The organism is Planococcus sp. APC 3906, from assembly GCF_030407685.1.
Classification (GTDB): domain Bacteria; phylum Bacillota; class Bacilli; order Bacillales_A; family Planococcaceae; genus Planococcus; species Planococcus koreensis.
Window position 1 is genome coordinate 57,687 of the sequence record NZ_JASDCW010000010.1, and the last position, 24,779, is coordinate 82,465.

A 24,779-nucleotide genomic window follows, 5' to 3' on the forward strand; every position below is an offset into this window, starting at 1 on the left:
TATATTGGGGGGATGGAATTGCAAATTATAGATGAACTTAAAAATAGAACCTATAAGAAGAATTTATTTGCCACAGATTTTGTTGTCAGATCTGCCTATATGAAAAACAATTTGCAAGTTGAACGGAAAATTAAAGAATTCAGTGATGTCGATTCAGTTCAAAGTGTGGGGCAGCTGAAAGAAAAAGTGAAGAGCTTCGAAAACGTCAAGAACATTTACGGCACAAATTGCATTGGCAGCGAATCACTGCTTTATGGCCATATCCATGCCTTGTATGATTACGCCGGTCTGCCGGTGAATAAGCCGTTGCTGCTGCCCAAAATGGAACACGGTGTAAATTTTTCGGAAAGCCCAATTTTGGAGCAGGATATAAAAGCCTATCCTAATCGGATATTCCAAGGATCCTATAAAAAAGGGATGGTGCACTCAGCGAGTCCTTTGACCCCTGTTTTTTGCATCGGTCCGTATATCCATTATGCTTCGAATTATTACACTGAAGACCAAATCCGAAGTATTAAAATGAAAAACGGCAAGACCTTGCTGGTGTTCCCGACTCATACCTATGAATCTTCTTCCATGGATTATGATTTGCTGGCGTTTGTCGATAACGTTATGAATGGATATGGAAAAGCCTTTGATACGATATTGGTCAGCGGCTATTGGCTTAATTTAAACAGCAAAATCTATGAACTGTTTGAGGAGCGCGGAGCAATAATCGTTTCTGCCGGCGCTAGGTTTGATCCGAACTTCTTAAGGCGCCTTAAAACGATCATTTCCTTGTCAGATATGGTTATTGGTAATGATGTCGGCACCCATATCGGGTACAGTCTGCATTTAAATAAACCATTCCAAAAAGTCAGTTCAAAAATCGTGAAAAAAGATAGCTTTCTGTTTTCAGCAACGGAGGAAATGAACATGATTGCCAATGACAAGCTATTTACAGCGGCATTTGGAAGTGGAGAAGAAACTTCCGGTGACCAGCTGGCGTTGTTTAAGAAATTTTGGGGCGGTCCTGAATTTGTGAAGACGCCAGAAGAAATACGTAATCTGATCATGCTGGCCCAAAAACACCTCGACTTCAGCAGAGGCAGTATCAAGCGGTATGATGCGGGCGTTTTAAAATTATGGAGAGAGCTTAAAGGGGATCAGACTGTTGATGGGAAAATGCAGTTTAAAATTCTAAAGGAAGCAATAAACATAAATAAATTGGAGTAAACAGCGAAAGATAGTGATAGCGAGAGTTTGGGGGAATCGGCAATGTTGGGGAAATTAAGAAGTTTCGGCAAAAACAATTACTTTATCAGTGCTTCGCTGTTATACGTGCTAGGCACAGTTTTGCTGCAAGGAATATCTTTCCTTACAACACCGATCTTCACGCGCATCATGGATACCAGCGATTATGGAATCACAGCGGTTTTTGCTACATGGGTAACTTTTATTGCGGTTTTTATCAGTTTTCAAGTAAGTTCCTCGATTGCTTCAGCGAGAATCCACATGAAGGAAGAGGAATTCACAAATTATCTGCGGAATATTACGTTATTGACAGTGGTCAGCGGGACACTCATCATGTCGGGCGGATTGCTGTTCGCTTCATCGTTGGCCGGGCTATTGAGCATAAAAGAAAAACTGATTCCCCATCTGATGCTTCAGTCGTATGGCACGTCTTTAAGTACGCTTTACGGAATGTACTTGATACATACAAAACAGCCGAAAACGAAAATCATTTTTGCGGGAATTGTGTCGATCAGCTTAGTCATGTTAGGACTGTTATTGGTCTTTAGCATGAATGACGATCGGTATTTAGGGCGGATTTGGGCCGGTAGCATCGTCAATCTATTTATTATTGCGTTCGTTTTATATACGTTTCTATACAATAAGAAAAATGCGAAATTCAAGCTTGCGGATTGGTCCTTTTGCCTCAAACTGAGCTGGCCATTGATCATCCATTTGGTGGCCACCACGATCATCGGACAATCCAGCAGACTTTTTATCGTCAAATTCATCGGAGAAACGGAAGCGGCAATCTTTACCGTCGCCTTCAGCATCGGAATCATCGGCATGCTCATTGCAGATGCCTTCAATAACGCTTGGTCGCCATGGTATCTCGACAATACCAAAAACGGCCAAAAGCAGCAGGTGAACGAATACGCCAAACGATATTCAATGGTCATAAGCAGCGGATTTGTCATGATCATGTTGTTGACACCTGAACTTCTTCGTTTCATGGCACCGGAACCTTATTGGAATGGCAAATATTCAGTCCTGTTAATCGCGATTGGTGTTTTCTTCCAATTCCTCTACAGGTTTCCTCTTGGTTACGAGCAGTTTAACAAAAATATGAAATGGGTCGCATTCTGCACCATCGTTGCGGCCGTGCTTAATCTGGGGTTGAATTATCTTTTGGTCCCACTGATGGGAATAGAAGGGGCAGCAATAGCAATTTTGCTTTCTTATATCGTCCTATTTTTGCTTCACGAATTTGTGGCACGGGTAATCATTGGGGGCTACAATATCAGATTCAGCACATACATACCTGCGACTTCGGTTGCTTTGTTGGCATTTTTTCTGTCCTATCTCACGATGGATTACTTTTATTTCAGATTGATGGTGGCAAGCGGATATGCCACTCTTTTCATATTTACAGCGTACAGAATTTGGAGTGGGGGAACAGTTCCAAAGCTGATTAAAGATAGAAACGGGGCGAGATGAGAATGAAGATACTTGCTGTGATACCCGCGCGAGGCGGATCTAAAGGAATACCGAGGAAAAATGTAAGGCTGATGAACGGCAAGCCGTTACTTTGCTATTCCATTGATAACGCAAAGTCATGTGACTTTATCACGGATGTTGTGGTTACGACAGATGACGATGAAATCATGGGGGTTTCGATCCTTCATGACACGGAATTCATCGATCGGGGAAAGGATTTGGCGGATGATCAAGTCACGTTAGATCCTGTCATCTATGACGCTGTCCAAAAGATGGAAGAAAGAAAAAATGAAAAATACGATATTGTCATCACGCTTCAACCCACTTCGCCACTATTGAAAAGCAGCACATTGGAAAAAGCGATTGAATCTTTTTTGGCTGATGACAAAGATTCATATATCAGTGCGGTAAACAAAGCGCATTTAACCTGGTCCAAAAATGAAAACCACTATTCCCCGAATTACGAGTCGCGTGTAAACCGCCAGCAATTGCCGCCAGTCTATTTTGAAACGGGCGCGTTTTTCATCTCACGAAGAGAATGCATCAAGCCATCGAGCCGGCTCGGTGAAAATGTTTCTGTTTTTGAAGTGCCGGAAGAAGAAGCGGTCGATATCGATAATATCCAAGACTGGGTGGTCTGTGAACAGGCGCTTAAAAAGAAGCGGATCGTCTTTCGGACAGATGGCCATAAAACATTGGGAATGGGGCATATCTATCATTGCTTGACCCTAGCTTATAATTTGACTGGCCACGAAGTGATGTTTGTGTTGGATGAGCAATGCCGGGAAGGGGTAGAAAAGGTTGTTTCCAGACATTTACCACACACCTTGATAAAAGACGATGAAGACTTTTATGAGTTCTTGGAGGTTTGGAAACCGGATGTTATTGTCAATGATTGCCTGGACACTAGCAAAGAATATATGCTCAAACTGAAAAGCTTGGCCGGGCGGGTAGTGACGATTGAAGACCTTGGGGATGGGGCGGAGCATGCAGACGCTATCGTCAATGCGTTGTACGACGGTGAAAAAGCGCCGGGAAATGTCTTTAGTGGAGAAAAATACGTCTGTTTGCGGGATGAATTTTTAATCAATCATCCGAAAGAGTTTTCGGGAAAAGTCGAAACTGTTTTGGTGATGTTCGGAGGAACAGACCCGTCAGAGCTCACTAAAAAAATTTACATCTCAGCACTCCGTTTGAATCAGGACTACCCACACATTCAATTCATCATCATTACGGGAAGCGGATACGACAACGAAAAGAATGGAATCCGGACCATCGAAGAGAAAAACATCCTTGTTTTGAATAATTTAAAACGCTTAAGCGATTATATGAAGAAAGCAGATTTGGCATTCACTTCTCAGGGGCGCACTGTTTTTGAATTGGCATCATTGGGTATTCCATCCGTCGTCCTGGCGCAGAACGAAAGAGAACAGCTTCATAAGTTCGCCCAAATGCAGAACGGATTTCTGAATCTAGGACTTGGTAAGAATATATCTTCCGAGACAATAGAAGCGACCTTTAAATGGATGGTGGATAATAGGCAGATTCGGTCCGAAATGAGGGATCTGATGTTGAAGCACGATTTGAAAAAAGGCATTAACCGGGTCGTCGATATCATTTTAAAGGAGGAAGATTGAATGTTGAACAAAATTCTGGAACGCGCTATAAAAGGGGAATTTGTTTTGATTGCTGAAATTGGCGTGAATTATTATGATGTTGCAGCTAAACTAGGCATTCCGTTGATGGATGCCGCTAAGGAAATGATAAGGGAAGCGAAAGATGCTGGTATCCACGCTGTGAAATTTCAAAGCTATAAGGCCGAGACACTCGCTGCGAAAGAATCCCCTTCTTATTGGGATACTTCAGAAGAAAAAATCGATTCCCAATACAAGCTTTTCAAGAAATTTGACAGTTTTTCGTATGAAGAATACAAAGAACTAAGTGCATTTTGTGAAGAAATCGGCATTGAATTTTTATCGACCGCATTCGATATCGAATCGGCGAATTATCTCGATGAGCTAATGAACATCTATAAGATTTCATCGTCGGACTTGAACAATCATCCTTTCGTAGAGCATCAGGCGAAAAAAGGCAAACCGATTTTATTGTCTGTCGGTGCTTCGAACGCTGATGAAATTGATAAAACGCTTGAGGTTATCCGGAAGCACAACAATCAGCCTCTTATTTTGCTGCATTGTGTGCTGGAATATCCGACCCCTTATGAACACGCAAATTTAAACAAAATCGTCAGTTTGAAAGAGCGCTATCCTGATGTGATTATGGGTTACTCAGATCATACTAAGCCCGACTCGCAGGGAGATGTCATCAAGACTGCCTACACGCTGGGTGCATTGGTGATTGAAAAACATTTTACACTCGATAAAAGCATCCCGGGTAATGACCATTATCATGCGATGGATCCAATAGACGCCCGCAACATTATTGCGGGAGTGGATTTTGTAGACCGGATCAGAGGGGGATACGAAATCAAATGCCTAGATACGGAAGCGAAAGCTCGAAACAATGCCAGAAGGTCGCTCGTTTCGGCATCGGCCATTAAAAAAGGTGATGTGATCACCCATGAGTTTCTTACTTTCAAACGGCCAGGTACCGGCATCCCGCCAAACGAGATCGAAGGGGTAATCGGTAAAAGGGCTGCTTTAGATATCGAAGAAGATACGGTTTTGCAGTTTGAGATGCTTGAATAAGGAGGCGCCTGCATGAAGAAATACCTTAATAAGCAAGTTCGAAAAGCTTTGGACCAGCAAATATTTATGCCAATCAATAAGCTTTTTTCCCCTTTTTTTTCAGGCATCGGCAGTGTGGTGATGCTTCACCGCGTTGTTGCCCATGAAGATGATATCTTATGTGAAGATTTAGAAGTGACAGCTGAGTATCTGGAAAGCGTTATTCAATATTTTTTGAAAGCGAATTATGAGATCTTGTCACTCAATGTGGTTTATGAAATATTGGCAGGGAATCGAAAAACGGCAAAGAAGTTTGTGGTCTTCACCTTTGATGATGGCTATGAAGACAATTATTCTTTGGCGTATCCTCTATTTAAAAAATACGATGTTCCCTTCACTGTCTATGTGGCAACCAGTTTTCCAGATCAAACCGCTTTGCTGTGGTGGTATGCCTTGAAGGATCTGGTCAACGAGCGCCAACACATCCGCTTCACTTTTCAAGGCAATGTGTATGACTACGCTTTGGAATCCACAGACCAAAAAACAGAAGCCTACTCTGACATTCGCCAATTAATTTTAAGCTTAGATGCGGAACTCCAACAAATCTTGTTTGAGATCATATTTATCCCTGCTGGAATCGAACTGGCACGCTATTCGCAAGAACTGGCGATGAGTTGGGGGCAAGTCAAAGAGATGGCGGCTGACAGGCTGGTAACGATTGGAGCTCACACTACAAATCACTTTAATTTACGGAATTTAGCACCGGAAACAGTACAGAAGGAAATAGGTGATTCGAAAAAAAGAATCGAGTTTATGGCAAATACGAAAGTTGAACACTTCGCTTTTCCTTTCGGAACTTTGAATGAGGCAAGCGATAGGGAGTTTCAAATTGCCGAAAACCTTGGCTTTAAAACGAGCACGACGACGAGATGTGGGAATATTTTTCCGCAACATGCTGCCCATTTGAATTGCCTACCGAGAATCACGCCAAGCCCACACCTGATTACTACTTTTCCTCAATTCTACGCCAGTGGGTTTATTCCAGCGTTAAAACAAAAATTTAAAAGAGTTGTTACGAATTAATAGGTACTTCTCGAGTTGAAGTGAATAGAGGCAAAAGTTGAGAGGTGAATTCAATGAGCAGGATTGTGATAATTCCGAGATGCCAGTATGGTTACAATACAGATTATTTCCAAATGGCCAACCGGTTAGCTGGGAAGAACATTGATGTGGAAATGATCTGCTTTGATCAAGGGTTTCGCAAAGTGGAACCGCCAGACAATGTGCATATAACGTATGTGGTGAGAAAAGAAAATAACAAAGCGGGAAACTTCGTGAATTATCTCGTGGCAGCCATGAAGTATGTATGGAAAAACAAAAAAACTATCAATTGGGTAGTTGTCAGCGCAACCATCGAATTTTGCGGCATCCTGCCGTTTGCCATGAAAATGTTTGCGAGGGACATCCGATGGATCATGGATATTCGTACCTGTTCCGTTATTCCGGATGAGCGGAAAAGGAAAGTGTACGACTTTTTGACCTTGCTTTCTTCCTACTTTTTCGACCGTGTCACCGTCATCTCCGGATTAGTTGCACAGCGTCTGAAGATAAAAAAATACGAAGTTTTGCCGCTCGGGGCTGATTGCTATGTGAATTTAGATGAAAAAGAATTCGACAGCAAGAACCTCAATTTTCTTTACGTCGGAAAATTCGATGACAGGAGAGTAGAAGATCTTATCGGAGCTTTTGACAGCCTGTGTGGAAAGCTAAGTGGGGACATCAGTCGGAAATTGGACATTGTTGGTTTTGGCGAAAGAGAAGAAACCAATGAAACGATTATGAATAGCTTACAAAATTCTGTGCATCGCAGCAATATCAATTATCATGGCCGCAAGTCCCATCACGAGATTAAGTCCCTATTCCAAGAGGCGACAATCGGATTTTCTTACGTACCTGTTACGGAATTTTTTGATGTACAGCCACCGACCAAGACATTTGAGTACATTATGAATGGAATCATCTGTGTAGCCACAAATACGAAAGCAAATTCGGAAATCATCAATGACAATAACGGAATTCTGACAGAGGACAATCCTGAAAGCCTGTTGGCTGGCATCGAACACGTCATCAGCAATATGAGCAGCTTTAATAGTGTGAAAATGTCACGGACGGTTACGGGTTCGAAATGGGAGAATATCGTCGATAATTTCCATGTTTTTTTAAAGAAAATAGATATGAAAAAAGGTTGAGAAGTCTTTAGAAACTGGGATATGAGGTGATTTCTTGGTTGATACTCTCCATAAATATAGATATTTACTAATTGCTATCTATTCTTTGCTAGCTCTGTCTCTGACTGTGGCTATTAAACAAGATGCTTTCCTGTATTTAAATTTGGCAATCGTCGGTGCAATGTTTACGTTCCTGTTGTTAAAAAATGAAATCCTCTTATTGCTTGTGACGGTTATGATGTCCATTTTCCACGAAGGAATATCAGTCATCATCAATGGAACGTATATTATGATTTACCTTTACGGCTTAATGATTTGTTCCTTGCTGATAAATAAAAGAAAAATTGAATTGGCGCCATCAGTCATGGTGTTTGTGGCGGTTGCTTTTGTATTGAGCTTAGCGCCGCTAATTATAACGGGAACATCTCTTCCAATTCTTATCATTTCCACATTAAAAAGATTTGGTTTTGTTATTGTTTTTGTTTTCGCACTGAATATTGCATCGATTTATGAAAAAAGCAGTAAATCAGTTAACCGGCTGATTATTATTGTGTTGATTGCTAATTTCCTGGTGGCGGTTATTCAGTATCTTCAAGGGACGTATAACCAAGATGACATCACTGGGTTTTTTGGTGAAAATACGACTGGGATTTTTATGTACCTGTTCATGTTTTACTTAGCAATAATATCAGGCATGCATTATCAAAAAAGGCTATCTACTTTGAAATACCTGTTGTTGACGATGATTCCCATTATTTATTCGGCAATCGCAGAAGTTAAAATTGGCTTTGTTTCCATTGCAGCCTTGCTCCTAGTGTATTTGGTCTTCATAAATAAAGGAATAAAATCAATGGTCATGTTAATCGCCTGCAGCGTTATTTTTATCTGGTCGTATTTGTTCTTTGTATCGCTATATCCCGAACATGATTTTTTGAATACTTCGTTTTTGGAGGACTATCTTGTCGAGCAATCATATGGTGGAGATCAGACCATCAACCGATTCGGCTTTAAGCCAACAATCGATTCAGTCGTGTTTGAAGACAATGACAGTGAAGTTCTTTTCGGCAAAGGACTGGGTTCTGGAAATCCGAGTGAGATGGATTTATTAATGGGTGAGGTTTATCGTGACTATGATTACTTGAAGTATAGTTGGTTCACGATTCCTTATTTATACATTGAAGCAGGGTGGGTAGGTACACTCGCATTCTTGATGATCTATGTGATGCCTTTAATCATCACGATCAAAGAGTATAAAAGAGAAAAATCTGCATTAGCTGTTGTTCTGATACTTATGGGAATCACGAATTTCATTTTTATTTCCTATAATGCGGGACTGTTCAGTTACGGAGTGACAACCATATTCTGGGTTTATGTGGCGATGCTCATTAATCATAGGAAACTGGAAAAAACGGGACCTGAAGTTAGCCCGGCGTACATCACGCCTTCGTCAATAAGCAATAAACCCGTCTTGATTGTTCATGAAACAGTGAAGTGATTTTGTTATAGGAGTAAAAACGGATGGTCTTCCATCCGTTTTTTTATGCTTCTTATATCATTCATAAGTTATTTGGAAACATGGTACAATAAAAAGAAAAGTAGTTTAATATTGGAGAGATTTTTATGTGGACATTTTTAATCGGAGGAATAGTTATTGTATTGACAGTCGTATTTTCTTTGGGAAAAGCCAGTTCCCGTGGCGAAGAGATTACGAAAAATCATCGTCAAGAGTTAATGAAGAGAAACAATAAAGAAGACCTGCAAAATCAGAAAGACCTTTCGAATAAAAAGAAAGTAAAATAGGATTTGTGAAACGTAAGCGCGCAACTGATTGAAAAAAAGCTTCAGCAAATGATATTCATCTCCCTGAATGGGGTACACTTTTAAAGTGGACCCATTCGGGTTTTTTGATAGCAAAAGGAGCTGACACTATGGAAAAAACGTCATTTAATATAGCAGAAGCAACGATAGAGGAAATCCAGCAAGCGTTTGCTGCAGAACAATTGACATCAGTGGATTTGGTCCAAATGTATTTGGACCGCATCGAACAATTCGATAAGAATGGACCAAAGATCAACTCGGTGCTGACGGTGAACCCTGACGCCCTGAAAATCGCGGAAGAGCTCGATGCCATCCGCGGACAGGATGGACAAGGCCCCTTGTACGGCATTCCGGTGCTGGTGAAGGACAATATCGACACGACAGATGATATGCCGACTACGGCGGGCACGATCGCTTTGCAGGACAATTACGCGATGGTGGACTCATTCGTGGCAGCTCAATTGCGGACGGCCGGTGCGATTATTTTGGGTAAAACCAATTTAAGTGAGTGGGCGTTTTTCATGGCTGAAAAAGGTGTCAGCGGCTATAGCGCGCTCGGGGGGCAAGTGCAAAATCCTTACGGCCCTGGCAAGTTTGAAGCAGGAAGTGTCGGAGGATCGAGTTCAGGCACTGGCGCGGCGATTGCGTCTAACTTGGCGGCTGTTGGCATCGGTACAGAAACGTCGGGCTCAATCCTCAGCCCGGCGAGTGCTAATTCGATCGTCGGCATCAAACCGACGGTCGGTTTGATCAGCCGCACAGGCATCATCCCGATTGCGGAAAGCCAGGATACGGCTGGGCCGATGGCGCGCACCGTTGCGGATGCAGCAATTGTGCTCGGAATTCTCGCCGGTTTCGACAAAGAAGACCCGAAGACGCTCGAAAGCGACGGCAACGCATTGTCGGATTACACGCCGCATCTGCAAAAAGACGCGCTGCGCGGGGCGCGCATCGGCATTGACCGCACGTTCCTGAGCGCTGCGGATACCGAAGAGCGGAAAGTGATGGAGAAAGCGATTGCCGATATGGAAGCACAAGGCGCAATCATTGAAGATGTGCTGGTGCCGCGCCCGGAATTCGAATCGGAAGTTTTATGGTATGAGTTCAAGCGCGGTGTCGACCATTACCTCAGCAAAACGCCGGACGGTGTGCCAGTGAAATCGCTTGCCGATGTCATCGAATTCAACAAGCAGGATCCTGAATCACGCATGAAGTTCGGGCAAGCGGAACTGGAAAAAGCACATGGGCTGACCGATGACCCTGCAGACCCGCGATATGTGGAACACCGGGAAACCGATGTGCGCCAGTCGACGTCAGAAGGCATCGACGCCGTCATGGCAGCCCATAAGTTGGATGCTTTGCTGTTCCAGGACAACCACGGTGCGTCGATGCCTGCGAAAGCGGGCTACCCATCTATTACTGTGCCTGCAGGGTACACCGGAACAGGCATGCCAGTCGGTGCAACGTTCAGCGGCTTGGCGTGGAGCGAAGCGAAATTGATCAGCCTGGCGTATGCTTATGAGCAAGCGACGAAAAAGCGCATTGCGCCTATATTTGAATAAATGCTATTAAGCTACAGCCGTTCTCGCTTTTTGGGAGCGGCTGTTTTTTAATCAAGTTTATTGAAACAGTTTTTCAGCTTTGGAAACGTTAAAGTCAGGGGGAACAATTTGACAAAGGAAGGGGTAAGGCAACGCCAATGGTTGTCCAATCCAGCCAAATGACAATCAAAACGTCAATGAGTATCAAATGATGAAAGCCGTCTTGGGAAATCCAGGACGGCTGTTTGTTATTACTTAAGAAGATACAAGACCACTATGGCTGCATAGCAGATGATCCACAGCATTAACGCGAAACCGGCGTTGTGTTTCAGGCTGATTTCAAAAGGGCTTCGCCGGCTCAGTGCGGCGAGCAGCAGATTCAGTCCGGAAAACGGTGAGACGAGTGTTGTTGCCATCCAGCTCGCCAAAAGCCCGAGGCTCAAAAAGAAATGGTCGTCGGCAAACAGCGGCGAATCACTTAATGTGATTGCCAGGATGGTAGCGGTGATCACAGGATGGAGCCCGAGAAGCGCAGGGATGACCATGAGCGCAAGCATCAAAGGGACCAAGAGCAGGACATTCGTGATGTTCAAGGCGTCGAGCAATGCCACAATCCACTCGTCGGCTCCGTTATTAAGGAGGGCAGTGCCAAATGCCCCTGCGATGATGAACAGCGACAATTCGTTGCCCATGCCTGGAACGCGCGCGTCGAAGAAAGCTTGGTAATTGAAGGCGAGCTGCTGCCGCGTCGAGAAAAAAAGCGACCACACAAATGACATGATGATGGCGACGAGCGGGATCACCGTCAGCACCGACAAACCGGTCATCTTTTCACTGATCATGATGATTGCAGTGATCAAACCGACTACGCCTGCGAGTTCTGCGACTTTCTGCTTCGCGCGGTGCAATTCCAACGGGTCAGGCAGGGGTTTGTCCCGCGGAATCGGCTCCGAAGATTTTCTCTCCAGCAGATAGCCGCTTGCCATGATGAGGAAGGTCAGCACGATTCCGACGGGGAACAGCTGCAGCCACGTGACATCAAAATACGCCAGCACCAGTCCGACTGAAATGAAATATGGCGACCACAGGAATGCCAGGACGAAGCCGCGGATCATCGCCTTAATCCGCAGTATCGTGTAAGGCTCGAACGACGGTGTATCCGTCAGCTGATAGAGGATCGGAATCGAGCCGATGTTCATGACACCGCCGATGCTACCTGCGGTCAAGGTAGAAAAGAGGTAAAGCTGGTCTGTCTTTTTAATATAGTAGGAAAAAATGACTTCTATGTAGGCAAGGTAATTGCCTTGCCGTATCGGGATCGCCAGCAGCGGCACAAAGATGAAAATGGCCAGGACGTTCGCATTCGTCTGCAGGCCGATGAAAAACGCGTACAGGCCATCTTTGCTGATGTCCATCGCTAACGCCCCGACCGCAAGTGCAAGGATCAGCACTTTCGGCACCCGTTTCAAATACGGGAAAAACGATACGAGCGCAATCAGTGCAAACAGGCTGATGAGCGCAGAAGCATATGGGAATGGAAAAAAGATGGACACCAAATACGTTCCGCCCATCAAGAGCGTGCTGAGTGGCCGCAGGATCGGTTTCATGTCAGGAACTCCTTCTGTTGTAGGTATCTTCAGTGTGCCAGAAAAGCCGGGAGCCGTCTTTTAATAAGGCTTTTGTGGGGGAGATACATTGTTGCACCTAAGGGAAATCGGGATAAAGTTGGGGAAATGAAGGTGTTAATGGATGTGATTGCGGATATATTGAATGCACCTAAAGATGGCTTAAGCGATTATCAAAAATTATTTATGAATCTCTCTATGAAATCTGCAATTTTAAAGATTCCTTATAACGGATTTAATAAACAGAAAGCGTTCCAAATAAATTTAAAAAACTGAATATTTAGTAATTTTTATAGATTTTAATAACTTTATACTGGTAGAATGAGGGTAAGAAAATTTTCGGTGAGGAGTGAGGGTTTGAAAAGGCTACTGAGTCCGTTTGTAATTGCCTTGTCGATGATGCTGGTTCTTTCAAGTGCCAGTGCAGCCACGGATTTGCCTAATACTCATTTGTTCTACGATGAAATCGACTATTTGATGGAGAGGGACGTGATTACCGGATATCCGGACGGCACGGTGCGGCCGGACGCGAAAGTGACGCGCGCAGAGGCGGCGGTGATGATCGGCCGTTTGAAAGAATTTGACGGTGCACTGAGCGCAACGCCGTTCAGCGATGTGCCGACAGGCCATTACGCGAGCGGATATATCGCAGAGGCGGCGAAAGCGGGCTTGCTGAAAGGCTATCCCGATGGCACCTACCGGCCGAATGCCCCGATCATTCGCGGCGATATGGCAGTGATCCTTGACCGGATATTCAGCTTGGGCGTCCAGTTTGGCGGCTTTGCGGATGTGAAAGACGGCGTGTATTATTCCGAGGCTATCAGCAAGATGCGGGTCGCGAATATCGCCATCGGCTACCCGGACAACACGTTCCGCCCGCAATCCGATGTGACGCGCGGCCAATTCGCTGCATTCCTGGCGCGCGCACTCGAACCGTTTTTCAAGAACCTCGCAGTGATTCCGCATTCCTACCAGAAAGACAAGACCAAAGCTTTCACTTACCTGCGTCCCGACGGCTCCCGTGAAATCCACCGCTATATTGATGTGCCGGACAAAGGTGAACTGGAATATGGTTTTATGTGGACGGTCAAGACAGGCGATGACATCTACGAATACCAGGAGCTTGAAAGCTACACGATCTTTGCGTTCGGCTACCCGTATTCGGAATACGATATCGCGCTCGTCTATCCGGTAAGGGTCGGGCAAAAAATCGTCAATTACCTCGGTGATGAAAAAATCATCAATACCATCACCGCTGTCAACAAAAACGTGAAGACGCGCTATAAAACCTTCACCAACGCAACGGAAGTGACGGCGCCGGATGGGCTGCGGTATTATATGGCGGAAGGCTACTCGACTATCAAAACGATTGATGCGCAAGGCCAGGTCGTGTTTGAACTGATTGCAGTCGAATAAACCCAATCCCCTTAACGGAATGGCAATTTTGTTAAGGGGATATTTGTTTTATTGGATAACGATGGGTGATAAACTAATGGAATCATGCGGTATAAAGATTTATGGCAAGGAAATACATAAACGGATTTGAGGTTTCAGGCATAGAACAGCAAAAGGAGTGGGAAGATGAAATTTTCGAAATGGATGATCACAGCGGCATTAGCCTTTTCGGCAACGACAGCCGTCCCGGCAGATGGACTGGGAAACCAAGGGTTCGCATTGGCCGCAGCAGACAAGACACCGCCTGCAGCCCCTTCGGTCAATAAAGTGACAGACCAATCAGCGGCAATTAAAGGGAAGGCGGAGTCCGGCGTGAGAGTCCTGGCATACGCAGGCAAAACAAAACTCGGAGATGCCATTGCAGCAAAAGGCGTTTATTCCATTAAAATCACGAAGCAAAAAGCCGGTACGCCGATAGCCATCTACGCATTAGATGCCGCGAAGAACAAAAGCAAAATCAGCATGGCAAAAGTTGCGGCAAGCGCAGTCAAATACGAAACGACGGCGATGTTGAATATGCGCACCGGGGCTTCTGTAAAATATGGCGTTATTGCCGTGATTCCGAAAGGGCAAACGGTCGAGTACGCCAGCAAGAACGGCTCTTGGTTCAAAGTGAAATACGGCACGAAAACAGGCTGGGTCAATTCCGCGTATTTGAAAAAGCCTGGGGCATCGGCTTATCCGGCGCCTTCCGCGAAAACACCGGGAACGATTAAAAGCGGCGTGCTGGTCGTCAACAAGAAATATGGCTTGCCGTCCACCTACAATCCCGGCATCAACGCCATAGCCCAGCGGAGCGCCGATGCCATGCTTGCCGATGCTAAAAAGCAGGGCATTTACTTGCAGACGATCAGCGCTTACCGTTCTTATTCCTACCAGTCGCAATTGTATTCCAATTACGTTATAAAGTATGGCCAGAAAGAAGCCGACCGTTTTGCTGCGAAACCGGGATTCAGTGAGCACCAAACGGGCTTGGCATTCGATTTCGGAGGCAAGAACAATAATGCAGACTGGCTTGAAGGGACATTCGGCAAGACGAAAGAAGGCAAATGGCTCGCAGCCACTGCGCATAAATACGGCTTTATCCTGCGTTATCCAAAAGATAAAGAAAGTATCACAGGCTATATGTACGAGCCGTGGCATTTCCGTTATATCGGCGGGGATATCGCTGCGAAAGTGAAAGCCAGCGGGTTGACGCTCGAAGAATATTTAGGCGTTCAAGGGAAATAGAGAAGTCGGAGGCATGCACGTAGCCTCCGGCTTTTTTTATGCCTGCAGGCCATCCCGGGACTGTCAGTTTAAAAATCGTACGCTACGGTGGTAAAATAGAGGGACTAAAGAAACAAAAAAGAAAGCAGGTGGCGGTATGGAAGGCAGACAGGATTTGGTGTTGCTGCTGGAGGAACATGGCAATTCTTTTGGCATCCGGCTGCTCGACCGAAATGGCTTCGTGTTCAGCGACAACCATTTTATGGGCATTCCGGCGATCGGGGAGGTGCGGGTGCTTGTCAGCACGCTGACGCATATTTTCGGCAATTTCAGCCGTGTCACTTACAGCCGCAATTTTCAATGCGTCTGGGACCACAAAGCGCGTCCCGATGCTTTCGGCAAGTTCATGGCGGAATTGTTCGCGACGCATAATCCGGATGGCTGGGACGGCTTCAGCGAATTTTTGGAACAGCAGGAAGCGAAGAAACGCGAGGATCCGATGGAAGGCTTGCCCTTTTAATTATCTTAAGAGCAGGATATTTCATGTGAAAATTGAATTAGGTTAAAATGCTCACGAAAATTCGCTTCTAAGGAGAGGACATGAATGGCTTTCGGCTCCAAAAAAAGTAAGTACGGCCTCCAGGCATCAACCGCAAAGAAGATCAAAAAGCTCGGCGAGGAAGTGACATTCAGCGAACGGCCGGACCGCACGTTCAACGTCAAAGCGTTCGGCGCCAAAGGCAATGGCCAGGCAGACGATTGGCGGGCGCTGCAGCAAGCGATTGCCTTCGCTTACAATAAGCAAGGCGGCGGCACGCTGTTTTTCCCGCCGGGGCTTTACCGCATCAGCGAACCGCTTGAGGTGCCGGAAGTCGACAGCGAAAAGCAGACGATTGTGTCCTGGGTCGGCTACAGCGACCAGACTACCATCATCGCCCCATCGAAACCGATGGATTACCTCGTGCGCATGCGCGGCGGCGACGGCGGCATCAAAGGCATCCGCTTTATGGGCTCAGACCCTGGAAATGGCTATGTGCGCAACGCCAAAGTGTGCATGGTCGCAAGCGACATCCGTAATAAGGTTTTCTCCAATACATCGTTCAGCTGGGGCATCGTGCACGGCCTGCAGATTTTAGAAGAAGGCAATAATAATTTGTGCATCTTCGATCAATCGTGCAAATTCGAGCAAAACGGCAAAGTGTTGACGGGCACGGACGCCCGCGGTTCCGGCAATGAAATCACTTTTTCCAGTTTGAATATGGAAAGGGACAATGTCCAAGCCGGCGGGTTCATCAAAATCGGCGCCGGGACGGGTTCGGTCTATCACATCGATGAAGTATCCGGCAGCGGCATCAAGGTTTCCCCAGGGCTGAAAAATACGTTCCGAACGGGCACCGAGTATAAATTGCACATCGGTTCCGGTCTGCAGGTCGACCGCGGCAGCGACAACAACGTCTACGGCATCTATGATTGCCATTTCGTCGGCAATGCCGGAGCGGGGCTCGTGCAGCGCGGGCTTTACGGCCACAATGTCCAAGGCGGCAACTTCGATTCCAACGGCATTGCAGGCATCCACATCGGCAGCGGCACGCTCAACACGACGCCTTCCTACTCAAACACCATCCACCATGCCTATTTCGAATCGAACGGCTACGCCAATGTCATCTTGGACTATCCGTCTGGCTTATCGATCATCGACCCGCTGCTCGCGACGCCGGCTGACGGCACAGGGGGCGGCGTCGATTCCATCACGTCGCTGCGCAATTTGCCGTTCGACTATATGACAACGAGCATCATCTACAATGGCCGGACGTATCAATACGTCCACGCGACAAACGGCAGTTTCACGTTTAGCGCAGAAACCGGACCGCGCATTTTCGTCAACCAGCCGGCGAATGCGATCGGCCCCGCGGTCATCCGGCTGCCGGCGCCGCCTGCCCACGAATTCGGCGAAGAACTCGAAATTTTTGTGGAAGACAGCGGCGGCTTGCCGGTCCAGCTCGTAAGTGATTTTGCCGAAGTCAATCGGGTCAACGGCCGTTTCGGCATCGAAGCGCCGGCCGGGCTTGGCTACAAGATCACTGCCTTTTACAGCCGGCGCCATCGGTCCTGGATGGTGTCGCATACTTTGCCGCTCGAATAGCGCACCAACAAACCCGCCTGCAGCTCAGCTGCAGGCGGGTTTGTTGGTTAGTCATCGTTTATTTCTTTTGTGGCCGTCTTCCAAGGAATAAGCGGCAATCGTGCCGGACACTTCGTGTGCAGCCAGCAGCAATTCCTGGCCAGTTGGGCTTTCTTCAGCCGGGATGAACGTCATTCCTTCAGGTGCGACATCGCCGCTTTTATCGGTGACGTCTCCGCCGTTGAAGATGCGGCTTGAGAAATAGGTGTTGAATTTAGGCTTCGTCGGTTTCGACAAATCATAGACCATGATGCCGCCTTGGCGCTCCAGGCCGATAAAGGCGTAAGGGGTGCCAGCTACATCCCCGGTTACGACGCTTTCCGGTTCAGGCCCTTTGTCGTCGCTGCGGTTGTCGAATTTGTCTTCGGTGTTCGTTGCGTTGAAAGAGTCGGGATAGACATTAGCGGTGATCTGTTCGAAATCATCGCCGCTGTCATAGGCCAGTTCCATCGAATCCGAATGCCAGACGGAGAACGAACGGCCGCCGAAGCCGTAAATGGCTTCGTATTTGCCGTTTTCATTTTTCGGCTGGGAAACGGATGTCGTCAATCGGCCAAGTTGGCTTTCTTCAAACAAGCCGTTTTTCACAAGGCGGTCGAGCTGCTTTTGGTTGTAACCCTTATACAAACTGGCATCGAGTTCATAATCGCCTGCCAAATCTGCCACGCGGGATTCTTCAGAAAAGCCTTTCCAATCCTGGACGTCGCCTTCGTTTGCGGAGAGGATGTAGGTTTCACCGCGGGATTCGAATGCCGTGATGCCGTCCGGCTGGAACATCGACAGCATCGGCCAGTTGCGGATATCGATGGCATCGTCTTTGTTCGAAGCATCAAGCTTATTGGCAGGAACGGAATAATCCTTCAAGCCGAGGCTTTGCACGGAAACAAATTGATCGCTTTCCAGGTCGAGCTTGGCGATCGCGTTGTTTTCCTGCAGCGCGACATAGGCAGAATCGCCGTCTTCATCAACGGTGATGAATTCGGGTTCCAGGTCTTCTGCATATGTGCTGTCCGGATGCACTTTGCGGACGTCTTCATCGATGATGTTTTCCGTGAATTCCGCAGTTGCCACATCGTTGTCGCTGATTGTCCCAATCGGCTTTGTCACATCGATGATGCTGACAGAGCCTTCCGGATTGACACGGTAATCTTCGCTCGGCTCGCCTTCGTTCGCTACGAGCAATTTGCTGCCGTCCGGCGTGAACGCCAGCATATCTGGCAGCGCTCCGACGCGGACATGGCTGAGCGGTTCGCCGTCGGTTGACATGAAGACGACCGAGCCCGCATCGGTTTTATCGGCAGCCGGCACCGAAACGGCGATGTAGCCGCCGTTCGGATGAATTGCGACACTGGTCAAGTCAGAAGCTTCGACGCCGAATTCACTCAGCGGAATGCGTTTTACTAGAGGAATGTCCGCAGTGGAATCCTTTTTCAGCCCGGACAAGTCGATGATGTCGATCGCACTCGCTGCACCGTTCACGGAAAAAGCACGGAATGTTTTCGGATCGTAAGCCACGATTTCCGTTCCGCCTTCATCAATGTCCGCGCCGCTCGTATAGCGTCCGAGCAAGTCGACTTCCAAGCCCTTATTGCCTTTTTCGTAAAGTTTGAGGCCTTCAACTGATTCGGCAGCGGCAAGTGCCGAAGGTGGTGAATGGAATAAACTCAGCGACAGTACACCGATCGCCGCTGCCGGAAGCAATTTTTTCAACTTAGCCATTCTCTAATTCCTCCTCATCGTTTATGGTTCTTCTTTCAGTTTAGCGGGGCATTGTGAAGAAAAGGTTTCGCCATTGTACGGGGATTGTAAAGGCCATAAGACGGTAAAAAAGAAAGCGGAGAAGAGCGGATTTTTACCAGCTGCCCCAATGAAATCATCTCGTTCAGCACTTTACACTTGAGCGTATAGCAATGCACTTTTTTTCAATGCAGCCAGGGACAATTACGCAGGAAGCATTGCGTAAAGTTATTAACAATATTTTACACAATTAAATGCAGAATAATCGTGCTACAATAGTGATAAAGACATGATATATGTGACTTTTTAATCATATTAAGTACCATTGGAGGCAACACATGCAGGAAACAATGGAATTGGAACAACGAATTCAAGAAGTGATGAGCCTGTTAGAGGCCTTTAAGCAATTAAATTCCAATATAGAGATTGAGGATGTGTTTCAGGACATTCTGCTCCAGATGGTCAATGTGCTTGGCGCTGAAGCAGGTACTTTGTGGGTATGTGATAATGCCCGTGAAGTGATTCAGGCGGTGGCTGCACATGGTGAATCGGCTTCAAAGATCCTCGATTTCGAGATGGCGAAGGGGGAGGGGATTGTCGGGCAAGTTGTCGAGAGCGGCGTTGAGCAATTGATCAACGATGCTGCGGTGCATCCGAAATGGGCCAACCGCGTCGATTCTTCGAGCGGTTTTGTCACGAAGTCGATGATTACGGTGCCGCTGACTGCAAAAGGAAATGTGCTCGGTGCGCTGCAGCTGTTGAACAAAACAGGCGGCGGGCTGTTTTCTGCGCAGGATATGCGCATTGCGCTGGCACTTGCCAGCCAGTCTGCACTCGCACTGCACAATAGCCAGATGTTCGACGAAGTGTCACGAATGCTGCTGAGCATGATCCGTACGCTGGCAAAAATCCTGGATGCGCGCGACCCTTACACGGCAGGGCATTCAGAGCGTGTGGCCCAGTATTCACTGGCGATTGCGCAGCGCATCGGCATGGACGCGCCTGAATGCGAAGAGCTGTACAAAGCTGCGTTGCTTCACGACATCGGAAAAATCGGCATTGCCGACGATGTATTGCGTAAACCCTCAAAGCTCACGCAAGAGGAGTACGAGGATATTAAGCAGCACACCGTAATCGGTGCGGGCATCCTGTCCAATATGGAACCGAAAGCAGCAATGGCCAAAGCGATTGCAACGGCGCGTTCGCATCACGAGCGGCTCGATGGCTCAGGCTATCCGGATGGGCTGAAGGAGGACGCCATTCCCTTGTTTGCCCGCATCGTCGGAGTAGCGGATGCGTTTGATGCGATGACGACCGTGCGCTCTTATAGCAAAGGCCTGCCTCTCCGGCAAGCGGCGGAGGAATTGATTCGCTGCAAGGATACGTTATTCGACGCAGCATTGGTGGACGCCTTTATAGAAATCTTGGAAGAAAGCGATTACCAGGCCGGGAAGGGATTTGGCAAAGATCAGATGGGGTATGGATTATGACGAAGTTCGAGTATTTATTGATCGGCCATTTAATCGGTGATTTCCTGCTTCAGACAAGTTGGATGGCGCAGCATAAAGCGAAGCGCTGGCTGCCGTTGATGGCGCATGTGACGGTCTATACGATCGTAGTCGGATCCATGGGAGCCGCAGCTGGCGGCTTGTCGATGCTGGCGATGGCGCTGATTTTTTTCAGCCACATCGTATTGGACCGCAGGACCTTCGTAGCGTTCTGGGTCAAGCATGTCCAGACCGTCAAAGACAATGAACAGCCGTGGCTGCTGATTATGGCAGACCAGATTTTCCACATTATCGTGCTGGCAATCGCCATCGCCATCTCATAGGAGCGACCGTTATGCAATTGAAAGCAAGGATCTATACCGCAGAGAAAGAATACCCGTTGCCGAAGGAGACCGCTTGGGGTTTGCTTGCAGACAATAACCGCATGAACCGCTATATCGGATTGTTTCCGGTCGTCTTCAGTGGAGTGGTGCAAGAAGAGCAAGGGATTTTCTTTCGCAATGCCAAAGCGAAAGCACTCGGCATTGTGCCGATTAGCTGGCAGGAATACCCGTTCGAATGGCAGGAGCATGAAAGCTACCAAGTTGAACGGCGCTATTTGGATGGGCCGATGAAGAATTATTCATTCGGCATCGAATTTCTGGACAGCGTGACGGGCGACCCGAACCGCACCCTGATTCGGGTGACAGGTGAGTTCGTTCCGCGCAACGCGCTCGGCATTGCCGCAATCGCATTGATAGCGGCGCCGTCTGTCAAAAAGACAATTGGCTATATGGACGATTTCCTATTATCGGGCGCAAAAAGAGTGTTCGAAGCGCCGCAGAAATCGGCGAACCACAAAGTCAATGTGCAGGAATTGGAGCGGCTGGAAGGCCTCCTTCGGAAATACCCGGTCGACGGCGAACTCGTCGGTTTGCTCCGGCGCTATCTAACGGAGCAGGGAGACCACGATGTCGCCCATATCGAGACGCACGCTGTAGCGCAGCAATGGAACGATGATCCGGAAAAGGTGCTACGGGTCCTGCTGTATGCCGCGAAAGCCGGCATGCTGAACCTCAGCTGGAATTTGATGTGCCCGAATTGCCGGGTATCGAAAGAACAGTTGGGTTCGCTCGAGCAATTGCAGCCCGAGTTCCACTGCGACTTGTGCGGCGTTGTCTACGATGCGAATTTCGACCAATTTGTCGAACTGCATTTCTCGGTTCATCCGTCGATCCGCAAAGCGTATGCGGAAGTATTTTGCGTCGGCGCACCCATGATCACGCCGCATGTCAAAGTCCAGAAAGTGCTGAAGCGCGGAGAAGCCGCGGAAATTGCAGTTCCTTCTATAGAAAGCCCTTTGCGCCTGCGCGTGCTGCAGGCCAATGCCATAGCGGATATCTCACTTGGGGGAGACGGTGGGGAAATAGCCTACGACGGTTCAAAATGGTCGGCTGATGCTGTAGCCTACAGCTCCGCCATCCGGATGCGCAACGACAGCGCCGCTGACATTGTCGTGGCTTTGGAAGAAGTTGCATGGAAAAAAGATACGGTAACGGCCGCTAAAGTGACGGCGCTGCAAGAGTTCCGGGACTTATTTTCATCGGAAGTCCTGTCGCCCGGACAAAACATCGGCATCGGGCACGTGACAATCCTGTTCACTGACCTGGTCGGCTCGACCTCGCTTTATGAAACTGTAGGTGATTCGAGCGCATACGGCCAGGTACGCAACCATTTCGACTTTTTGTCGCAGTGCATTTCCAGAAACTCCGGCAGCATCGTCAAGACGATCGGCGATGCAGTCATGGCCGTATTCCATATGCCGGCGGACGGCTTGAACGCAGCGCTCCAAATCCAGCGTGACATCACTGAGTTCAACACCAGCGCCAAAGAGGATTTCATGCTGCGCGTCGGTTAGTTCAGCGGGCCGGCGATTGCCGTCAACTCGAACGGCCGGCTCGATTATTTCGGCCGCACCGTCAATATCGCAGCGCGGATCCAAGCGCAGGGGCATGGCGGGGATATCGTCTTTGGCCAGGAATATGTGGAGCAAGCCCAGTTGAAAAGACTGTTGAACGACGCACATCTGGACTGTGAGCGTTTTTCGGCCAAGCTGAAAGGCATCGAAGGCCAGATGGAATTGATTCGGGTGAAATACAGTGAGACAACTGTGCATAATCAGTGAAAGATTCGTATCCGCAAGTCTTGGCGCATCATGCCGGACTTGTTTTTTTTATGGATTTTTCTCTTTCCGGGATATTTATGTCATGCTATACTAATATTTGGCGAAAAATAACAAAAAATTGTAACTGTAAAAGGAATTATAATGATGAATACATCTAAAGCACTTTCTTGGGCCGCCGTTATTTTGTGGATGGCCGTCATCTTCGGTTTCTCCCATCAGCCTGCCACAGTATCAAGCGGCATGAGCTCCGGGATTACAGAAACCATTCTACAAGCGATTTCACAATTTTCTTCAGAAGCATCGATCGATACGGATGCTTTGCATACGTTTGTCAGGAAGAATGCCCACTTCTTTGTTTATTTGATATTAGGCGTATTGGTGTTCCATGCGCTGCGCAAAAGTGGCATTAAAGGCTATCGGGGTGGCCTAGCAGCTTTGGCAATCTGCGCCCTGTATGCAATGTCGGATGAGTTCCATCAATTATTCATCCCGGGCCGCAGCGGTGAACTTCGTGACGTGCTCATCGACAGCACAGGGGCATTTGTTGGAATCGGTGTAGCTTTAGGGTTAACCGAATGGCGAAAAGCGAAAAACTGGGCTGGCACAAAGTCGAGAACCCAGGAAGCTGGACGCTAATTTATAAAGAGCAAACTCATGCACAAGCTGCACCAACTGACTGTGCAGAATGGAGAAGCTGCTTGGCTGAAGTTTTAATTTAATGGCTTAGTGGCTTTATAGTGAAAAAAAGGAATATCTTAAAAGCTTCAATCGTGGAATGCCCTGCGGTTTAAGGCCATGAGCATTATATTTAAGGGAGAATGAAGATGAAATCAACAGAAATTCACAGGCGCACAAGACAGGGAATAGCCTTTTGGATTGCGCTTTTACTCGTTTCTTGTGTCGTGATAGCCGGATGTTCGCAAAAAGGAACCGCAGAAAACACGGGTGTTTCTGAAGTGGAACCGGTAGATGAAAAAAATACAGAAGCAATCCAGTCGGTCATCGAAAAAGAATTCAATGCCCCTGATGAAGAGTACAGGGAATTGAGGTACGCAGCGATGGAAAATCTTGAGGACGTCGCGAATCAGGAAGAATTCGCAGTCTATAAGGAAACCCCTGCCTATAAAGCATACGCTGATTATATGGAAAAGAAATACGCAGCCTATTTTACTGAAAATGGCTACGCCAACTTCCTGAATATAAACCCGGCTTTTATGTATAGCGTCTATGAGGGATCTTATCGCCTCAGCGTTTCGAATATAAAAATCAATGCCAGTGAAAACGATCCCACGTTATACAATTTCAGTTTCCAAGTCGCCCATCAAGATGAAAGCAGCGAAACAAGCCGCTTTAAATTCGAAGGGAAAGCGATTGTTCCTGAACAAGGGAAAATTGAAGAAATTGAATTTATGGACACAGAAGGCTTAAAGCAACAATTGAATAAAGCGAATGCAAAATAAAAACCGTTGATCCAGCTATGGATCAACGGTTTTTACTTAGGTATATCGGATTTTGCGCTCCATGCGGACGCTTTCCGCGGACGAAGCGCTGAGCCTCCTCGTCGCAAGCTCCTGCGGGGTCTCATCACTCCGTTCTTCCGCAGGAGTCGCCGCATTGCGCTCCGAATCTTTGAGAGATTGCTTACGAAAAGTGAATTCGTTGCTTACTCTCTTCAATTAGAGCTACATGCTGACAACCGGTCTGGCCACGAAGACTCCTGTGGGACAGCGAAGGCTGAAGACCCCGCAGGAAACGAGGTTTGAAGAACCTCGTTTGCGACGAAGCTAGCGCAGCGATGCAGGAGCAACTCTTTTTTCAGTGACGAGGAGGCTGAAGCTGAGCCCACGGAAAGCGAAGTGGCCAGAACGGTTGGGGATACACAGTTATTTATTTTGATTAGACTTTGCCATTATTCG

The 24,779-nt window shown here is 47.3% G+C and carries 22 protein-coding genes; 20 read left to right on the top strand and 2 right to left on the bottom strand.

All coding sequences use genetic code 11. The features are described from left to right. The first annotated feature begins 12 nt into the window (after nucleotides 1-12). The 9 genes from QMA09_RS07860 to QMA09_RS07900 all read left to right on the top strand — a co-directional run bounded on the left by QMA09_RS07860 (nucleotide 13) and on the right by QMA09_RS07900 (nucleotide 11,004). On the top strand, nucleotides 13-1,215 hold the full coding sequence (locus QMA09_RS07860) for a hypothetical protein (protein WP_290212692.1): 1,203 nt from the start codon (nucleotides 13-15) through the stop codon (nucleotides 1,213-1,215). A gap of 42 nt (nucleotides 1,216-1,257) precedes the next feature. Next, nucleotides 1,258-2,709: a lipopolysaccharide biosynthesis protein gene (locus QMA09_RS07865; protein WP_290212693.1), complete on the top strand. Its 1,452-nt coding sequence runs from the start codon at nucleotides 1,258-1,260 to the stop codon at nucleotides 2,707-2,709. Between the two features lie 2 nt (nucleotides 2,710-2,711). Then, complete coding sequence (locus tag QMA09_RS07870; protein WP_290212694.1) at nucleotides 2,712-4,346, top strand: cytidylyltransferase domain-containing protein; 1,635 nt, start codon at nucleotides 2,712-2,714, stop codon at nucleotides 4,344-4,346. Further along, nucleotides 4,347-5,417, top strand: coding sequence for an N-acetylneuraminate synthase family protein (locus QMA09_RS07875; RefSeq protein WP_290212695.1), 1,071 nt, complete (start codon nucleotides 4,347-4,349; stop codon nucleotides 5,415-5,417). 12 nt (nucleotides 5,418-5,429) lie between these two features. After that, on the top strand, nucleotides 5,430-6,479 hold the full coding sequence (locus QMA09_RS07880) for a polysaccharide deacetylase family protein (protein ID WP_290212696.1): 1,050 nt from the start codon (nucleotides 5,430-5,432) through the stop codon (nucleotides 6,477-6,479). A gap of 53 nt (nucleotides 6,480-6,532) precedes the next feature. Then, on the top strand, nucleotides 6,533-7,645 hold the full coding sequence (locus tag QMA09_RS07885) for a glycosyltransferase (RefSeq protein ID WP_290212697.1): 1,113 nt from the start codon (nucleotides 6,533-6,535) through the stop codon (nucleotides 7,643-7,645). A 34-nt stretch (nucleotides 7,646-7,679) separates the two neighbouring features. Beyond that, nucleotides 7,680-9,119, top strand: a complete 1,440-nt coding sequence (locus QMA09_RS07890) for a hypothetical protein (RefSeq protein WP_290212698.1) — start codon at nucleotides 7,680-7,682, stop codon at nucleotides 9,117-9,119. A 125-nt stretch (nucleotides 9,120-9,244) separates the two neighbouring features. Further along, nucleotides 9,245-9,424: a hypothetical protein gene (locus QMA09_RS07895; RefSeq protein WP_290212699.1), complete on the top strand. Its 180-nt coding sequence runs from the start codon at nucleotides 9,245-9,247 to the stop codon at nucleotides 9,422-9,424. A gap of 128 nt (nucleotides 9,425-9,552) precedes the next feature. Beyond that, nucleotides 9,553-11,004: an amidase family protein gene (locus QMA09_RS07900; protein ID WP_290212700.1), complete on the top strand. Its 1,452-nt coding sequence runs from the start codon at nucleotides 9,553-9,555 to the stop codon at nucleotides 11,002-11,004. 230 nt (nucleotides 11,005-11,234) lie between these two features. Here QMA09_RS07900 and QMA09_RS07905 read toward each other — a convergent pair whose 3' ends face one another. Further along, nucleotides 11,235-12,590: a hypothetical protein gene (locus tag QMA09_RS07905; protein ID WP_290212701.1), complete on the bottom strand. Its 1,356-nt coding sequence runs from the start codon at nucleotides 12,588-12,590 to the stop codon at nucleotides 11,235-11,237. 132 nt (nucleotides 12,591-12,722) lie between these two features. Between QMA09_RS07905 and QMA09_RS07910 the strand changes: the two genes are divergently transcribed. The 5 genes from QMA09_RS07910 to QMA09_RS07930 all read left to right on the top strand — a co-directional run bounded on the left by QMA09_RS07910 (nucleotide 12,723) and on the right by QMA09_RS07930 (nucleotide 17,415). Beyond that, on the top strand, nucleotides 12,723-12,884 hold the full coding sequence (locus tag QMA09_RS07910; protein WP_290212702.1) for a hypothetical protein: 162 nt from the start codon (nucleotides 12,723-12,725) through the stop codon (nucleotides 12,882-12,884). An 81-nt stretch (nucleotides 12,885-12,965) separates the two neighbouring features. Continuing rightward, complete coding sequence (locus tag QMA09_RS07915) at nucleotides 12,966-14,024, top strand: S-layer homology domain-containing protein (protein ID WP_290212703.1); 1,059 nt, start codon at nucleotides 12,966-12,968, stop codon at nucleotides 14,022-14,024. Between the two features lie 165 nt (nucleotides 14,025-14,189). Continuing rightward, complete coding sequence (locus tag QMA09_RS07920) at nucleotides 14,190-15,293, top strand: D-alanyl-D-alanine carboxypeptidase family protein (RefSeq protein ID WP_290212704.1); 1,104 nt, start codon at nucleotides 14,190-14,192, stop codon at nucleotides 15,291-15,293. Nucleotides 15,294-15,429: 136 nt separating this feature from the next. Then, a complete protein-coding gene (locus QMA09_RS07925) occupies nucleotides 15,430-15,792 on the top strand; it encodes a hypothetical protein (RefSeq protein ID WP_290212705.1) in 363 nt (120 codons plus the stop codon). Nucleotides 15,793-15,876: 84 nt separating this feature from the next. Then, a complete protein-coding gene (locus QMA09_RS07930) occupies nucleotides 15,877-17,415 on the top strand; it encodes a right-handed parallel beta-helix repeat-containing protein (protein WP_290212706.1) in 1,539 nt (512 codons plus the stop codon). 51 nt (nucleotides 17,416-17,466) lie between these two features. On the opposite strand, the gene QMA09_RS07935 is transcribed toward QMA09_RS07930, so the two are convergent. Then, complete coding sequence (locus QMA09_RS07935; RefSeq protein WP_290212707.1) at nucleotides 17,467-19,173, bottom strand: choice-of-anchor I family protein; 1,707 nt, start codon at nucleotides 19,171-19,173, stop codon at nucleotides 17,467-17,469. Between the two features lie 356 nt (nucleotides 19,174-19,529). Between QMA09_RS07935 and QMA09_RS07940 the strand changes: the two genes are divergently transcribed. The 6 genes from QMA09_RS07940 (at nucleotide 19,530) to QMA09_RS07960 (ending at nucleotide 24,323) form a co-directional block, all read left to right on the top strand. Continuing rightward, entirely contained in the window at nucleotides 19,530-20,681 is a 1,152-nt protein-coding gene (locus QMA09_RS07940; RefSeq protein ID WP_290212708.1) for a GAF and HD-GYP domain-containing protein, read from the top strand. Continuing rightward, nucleotides 20,678-21,022 (top strand): DUF3307 domain-containing protein, encoded by a 345-nt coding sequence (locus tag QMA09_RS07945; protein ID WP_290212709.1) that lies wholly within the window; start codon nucleotides 20,678-20,680, stop codon nucleotides 21,020-21,022. Before QMA09_RS07940 ends, QMA09_RS07945 begins: the two co-directional genes overlap by 4 nt. An 11-nt stretch (nucleotides 21,023-21,033) precedes the next feature. After that, nucleotides 21,034-22,596: a DUF5939 domain-containing protein gene (locus tag QMA09_RS07950; protein WP_483313548.1), complete on the top strand. Its 1,563-nt coding sequence runs from the start codon at nucleotides 21,034-21,036 to the stop codon at nucleotides 22,594-22,596. Nucleotides 22,597-22,737: 141 nt separating this feature from the next. Then, complete coding sequence (locus tag QMA09_RS17175) at nucleotides 22,738-22,863, top strand: hypothetical protein (RefSeq protein ID WP_483313549.1); 126 nt, start codon at nucleotides 22,738-22,740, stop codon at nucleotides 22,861-22,863. A gap of 144 nt (nucleotides 22,864-23,007) precedes the next feature. Further along, nucleotides 23,008-23,499, top strand: coding sequence for a VanZ family protein (locus QMA09_RS07955; RefSeq protein ID WP_135504662.1), 492 nt, complete (start codon nucleotides 23,008-23,010; stop codon nucleotides 23,497-23,499). A gap of 188 nt (nucleotides 23,500-23,687) precedes the next feature. Next, on the top strand, nucleotides 23,688-24,323 hold the full coding sequence (locus tag QMA09_RS07960; RefSeq protein ID WP_135504660.1) for a hypothetical protein: 636 nt from the start codon (nucleotides 23,688-23,690) through the stop codon (nucleotides 24,321-24,323). The last annotated feature ends 456 nt before the right edge of the window (nucleotides 24,324-24,779 follow it).

Coding starts and splice junctions, on each gene's coding strand:
- QMA09_RS07880 (WP_290212696.1), top strand. CDS start 5,430: ATGAAGAAATACCTTAATAAGCAAGTTCGAAAAGCTTTGGACCAGCAA.
- QMA09_RS07935 (WP_290212707.1), bottom strand. CDS start 19,173: ATGGCTAAGTTGAAAAAATTGCTTCCGGCAGCGGCGATCGGTGTACTG.
- QMA09_RS07940 (WP_290212708.1), top strand. CDS start 19,530: ATGCAGGAAACAATGGAATTGGAACAACGAATTCAAGAAGTGATGAGC.
- QMA09_RS07930 (WP_290212706.1), top strand. CDS start 15,877: ATGGCTTTCGGCTCCAAAAAAAGTAAGTACGGCCTCCAGGCATCAACC.
- QMA09_RS07920 (WP_290212704.1), top strand. CDS start 14,190: ATGAAATTTTCGAAATGGATGATCACAGCGGCATTAGCCTTTTCGGCA.
- QMA09_RS07905 (WP_290212701.1), bottom strand. CDS start 12,590: ATGAAACCGATCCTGCGGCCACTCAGCACGCTCTTGATGGGCGGAACG.
- QMA09_RS07950 (WP_483313548.1), top strand. CDS start 21,034: ATGCAATTGAAAGCAAGGATCTATACCGCAGAGAAAGAATACCCGTTG.
- QMA09_RS07945 (WP_290212709.1), top strand. CDS start 20,678: ATGACGAAGTTCGAGTATTTATTGATCGGCCATTTAATCGGTGATTTC.
- QMA09_RS07925 (WP_290212705.1), top strand. CDS start 15,430: ATGGAAGGCAGACAGGATTTGGTGTTGCTGCTGGAGGAACATGGCAAT.
- QMA09_RS07960 (WP_135504660.1), top strand. CDS start 23,688: ATGAAATCAACAGAAATTCACAGGCGCACAAGACAGGGAATAGCCTTT.
- QMA09_RS07860 (WP_290212692.1), top strand. CDS start 13: ATGGAATTGCAAATTATAGATGAACTTAAAAATAGAACCTATAAGAAG.
- QMA09_RS07955 (WP_135504662.1), top strand. CDS start 23,008: ATGAATACATCTAAAGCACTTTCTTGGGCCGCCGTTATTTTGTGGATG.
- QMA09_RS07865 (WP_290212693.1), top strand. CDS start 1,258: ATGTTGGGGAAATTAAGAAGTTTCGGCAAAAACAATTACTTTATCAGT.
- QMA09_RS07870 (WP_290212694.1), top strand. CDS start 2,712: ATGAAGATACTTGCTGTGATACCCGCGCGAGGCGGATCTAAAGGAATA.
- QMA09_RS07895 (WP_290212699.1), top strand. CDS start 9,245: ATGTGGACATTTTTAATCGGAGGAATAGTTATTGTATTGACAGTCGTA.
- QMA09_RS07885 (WP_290212697.1), top strand. CDS start 6,533: ATGAGCAGGATTGTGATAATTCCGAGATGCCAGTATGGTTACAATACA.
- QMA09_RS07900 (WP_290212700.1), top strand. CDS start 9,553: ATGGAAAAAACGTCATTTAATATAGCAGAAGCAACGATAGAGGAAATC.
- QMA09_RS07875 (WP_290212695.1), top strand. CDS start 4,347: ATGTTGAACAAAATTCTGGAACGCGCTATAAAAGGGGAATTTGTTTTG.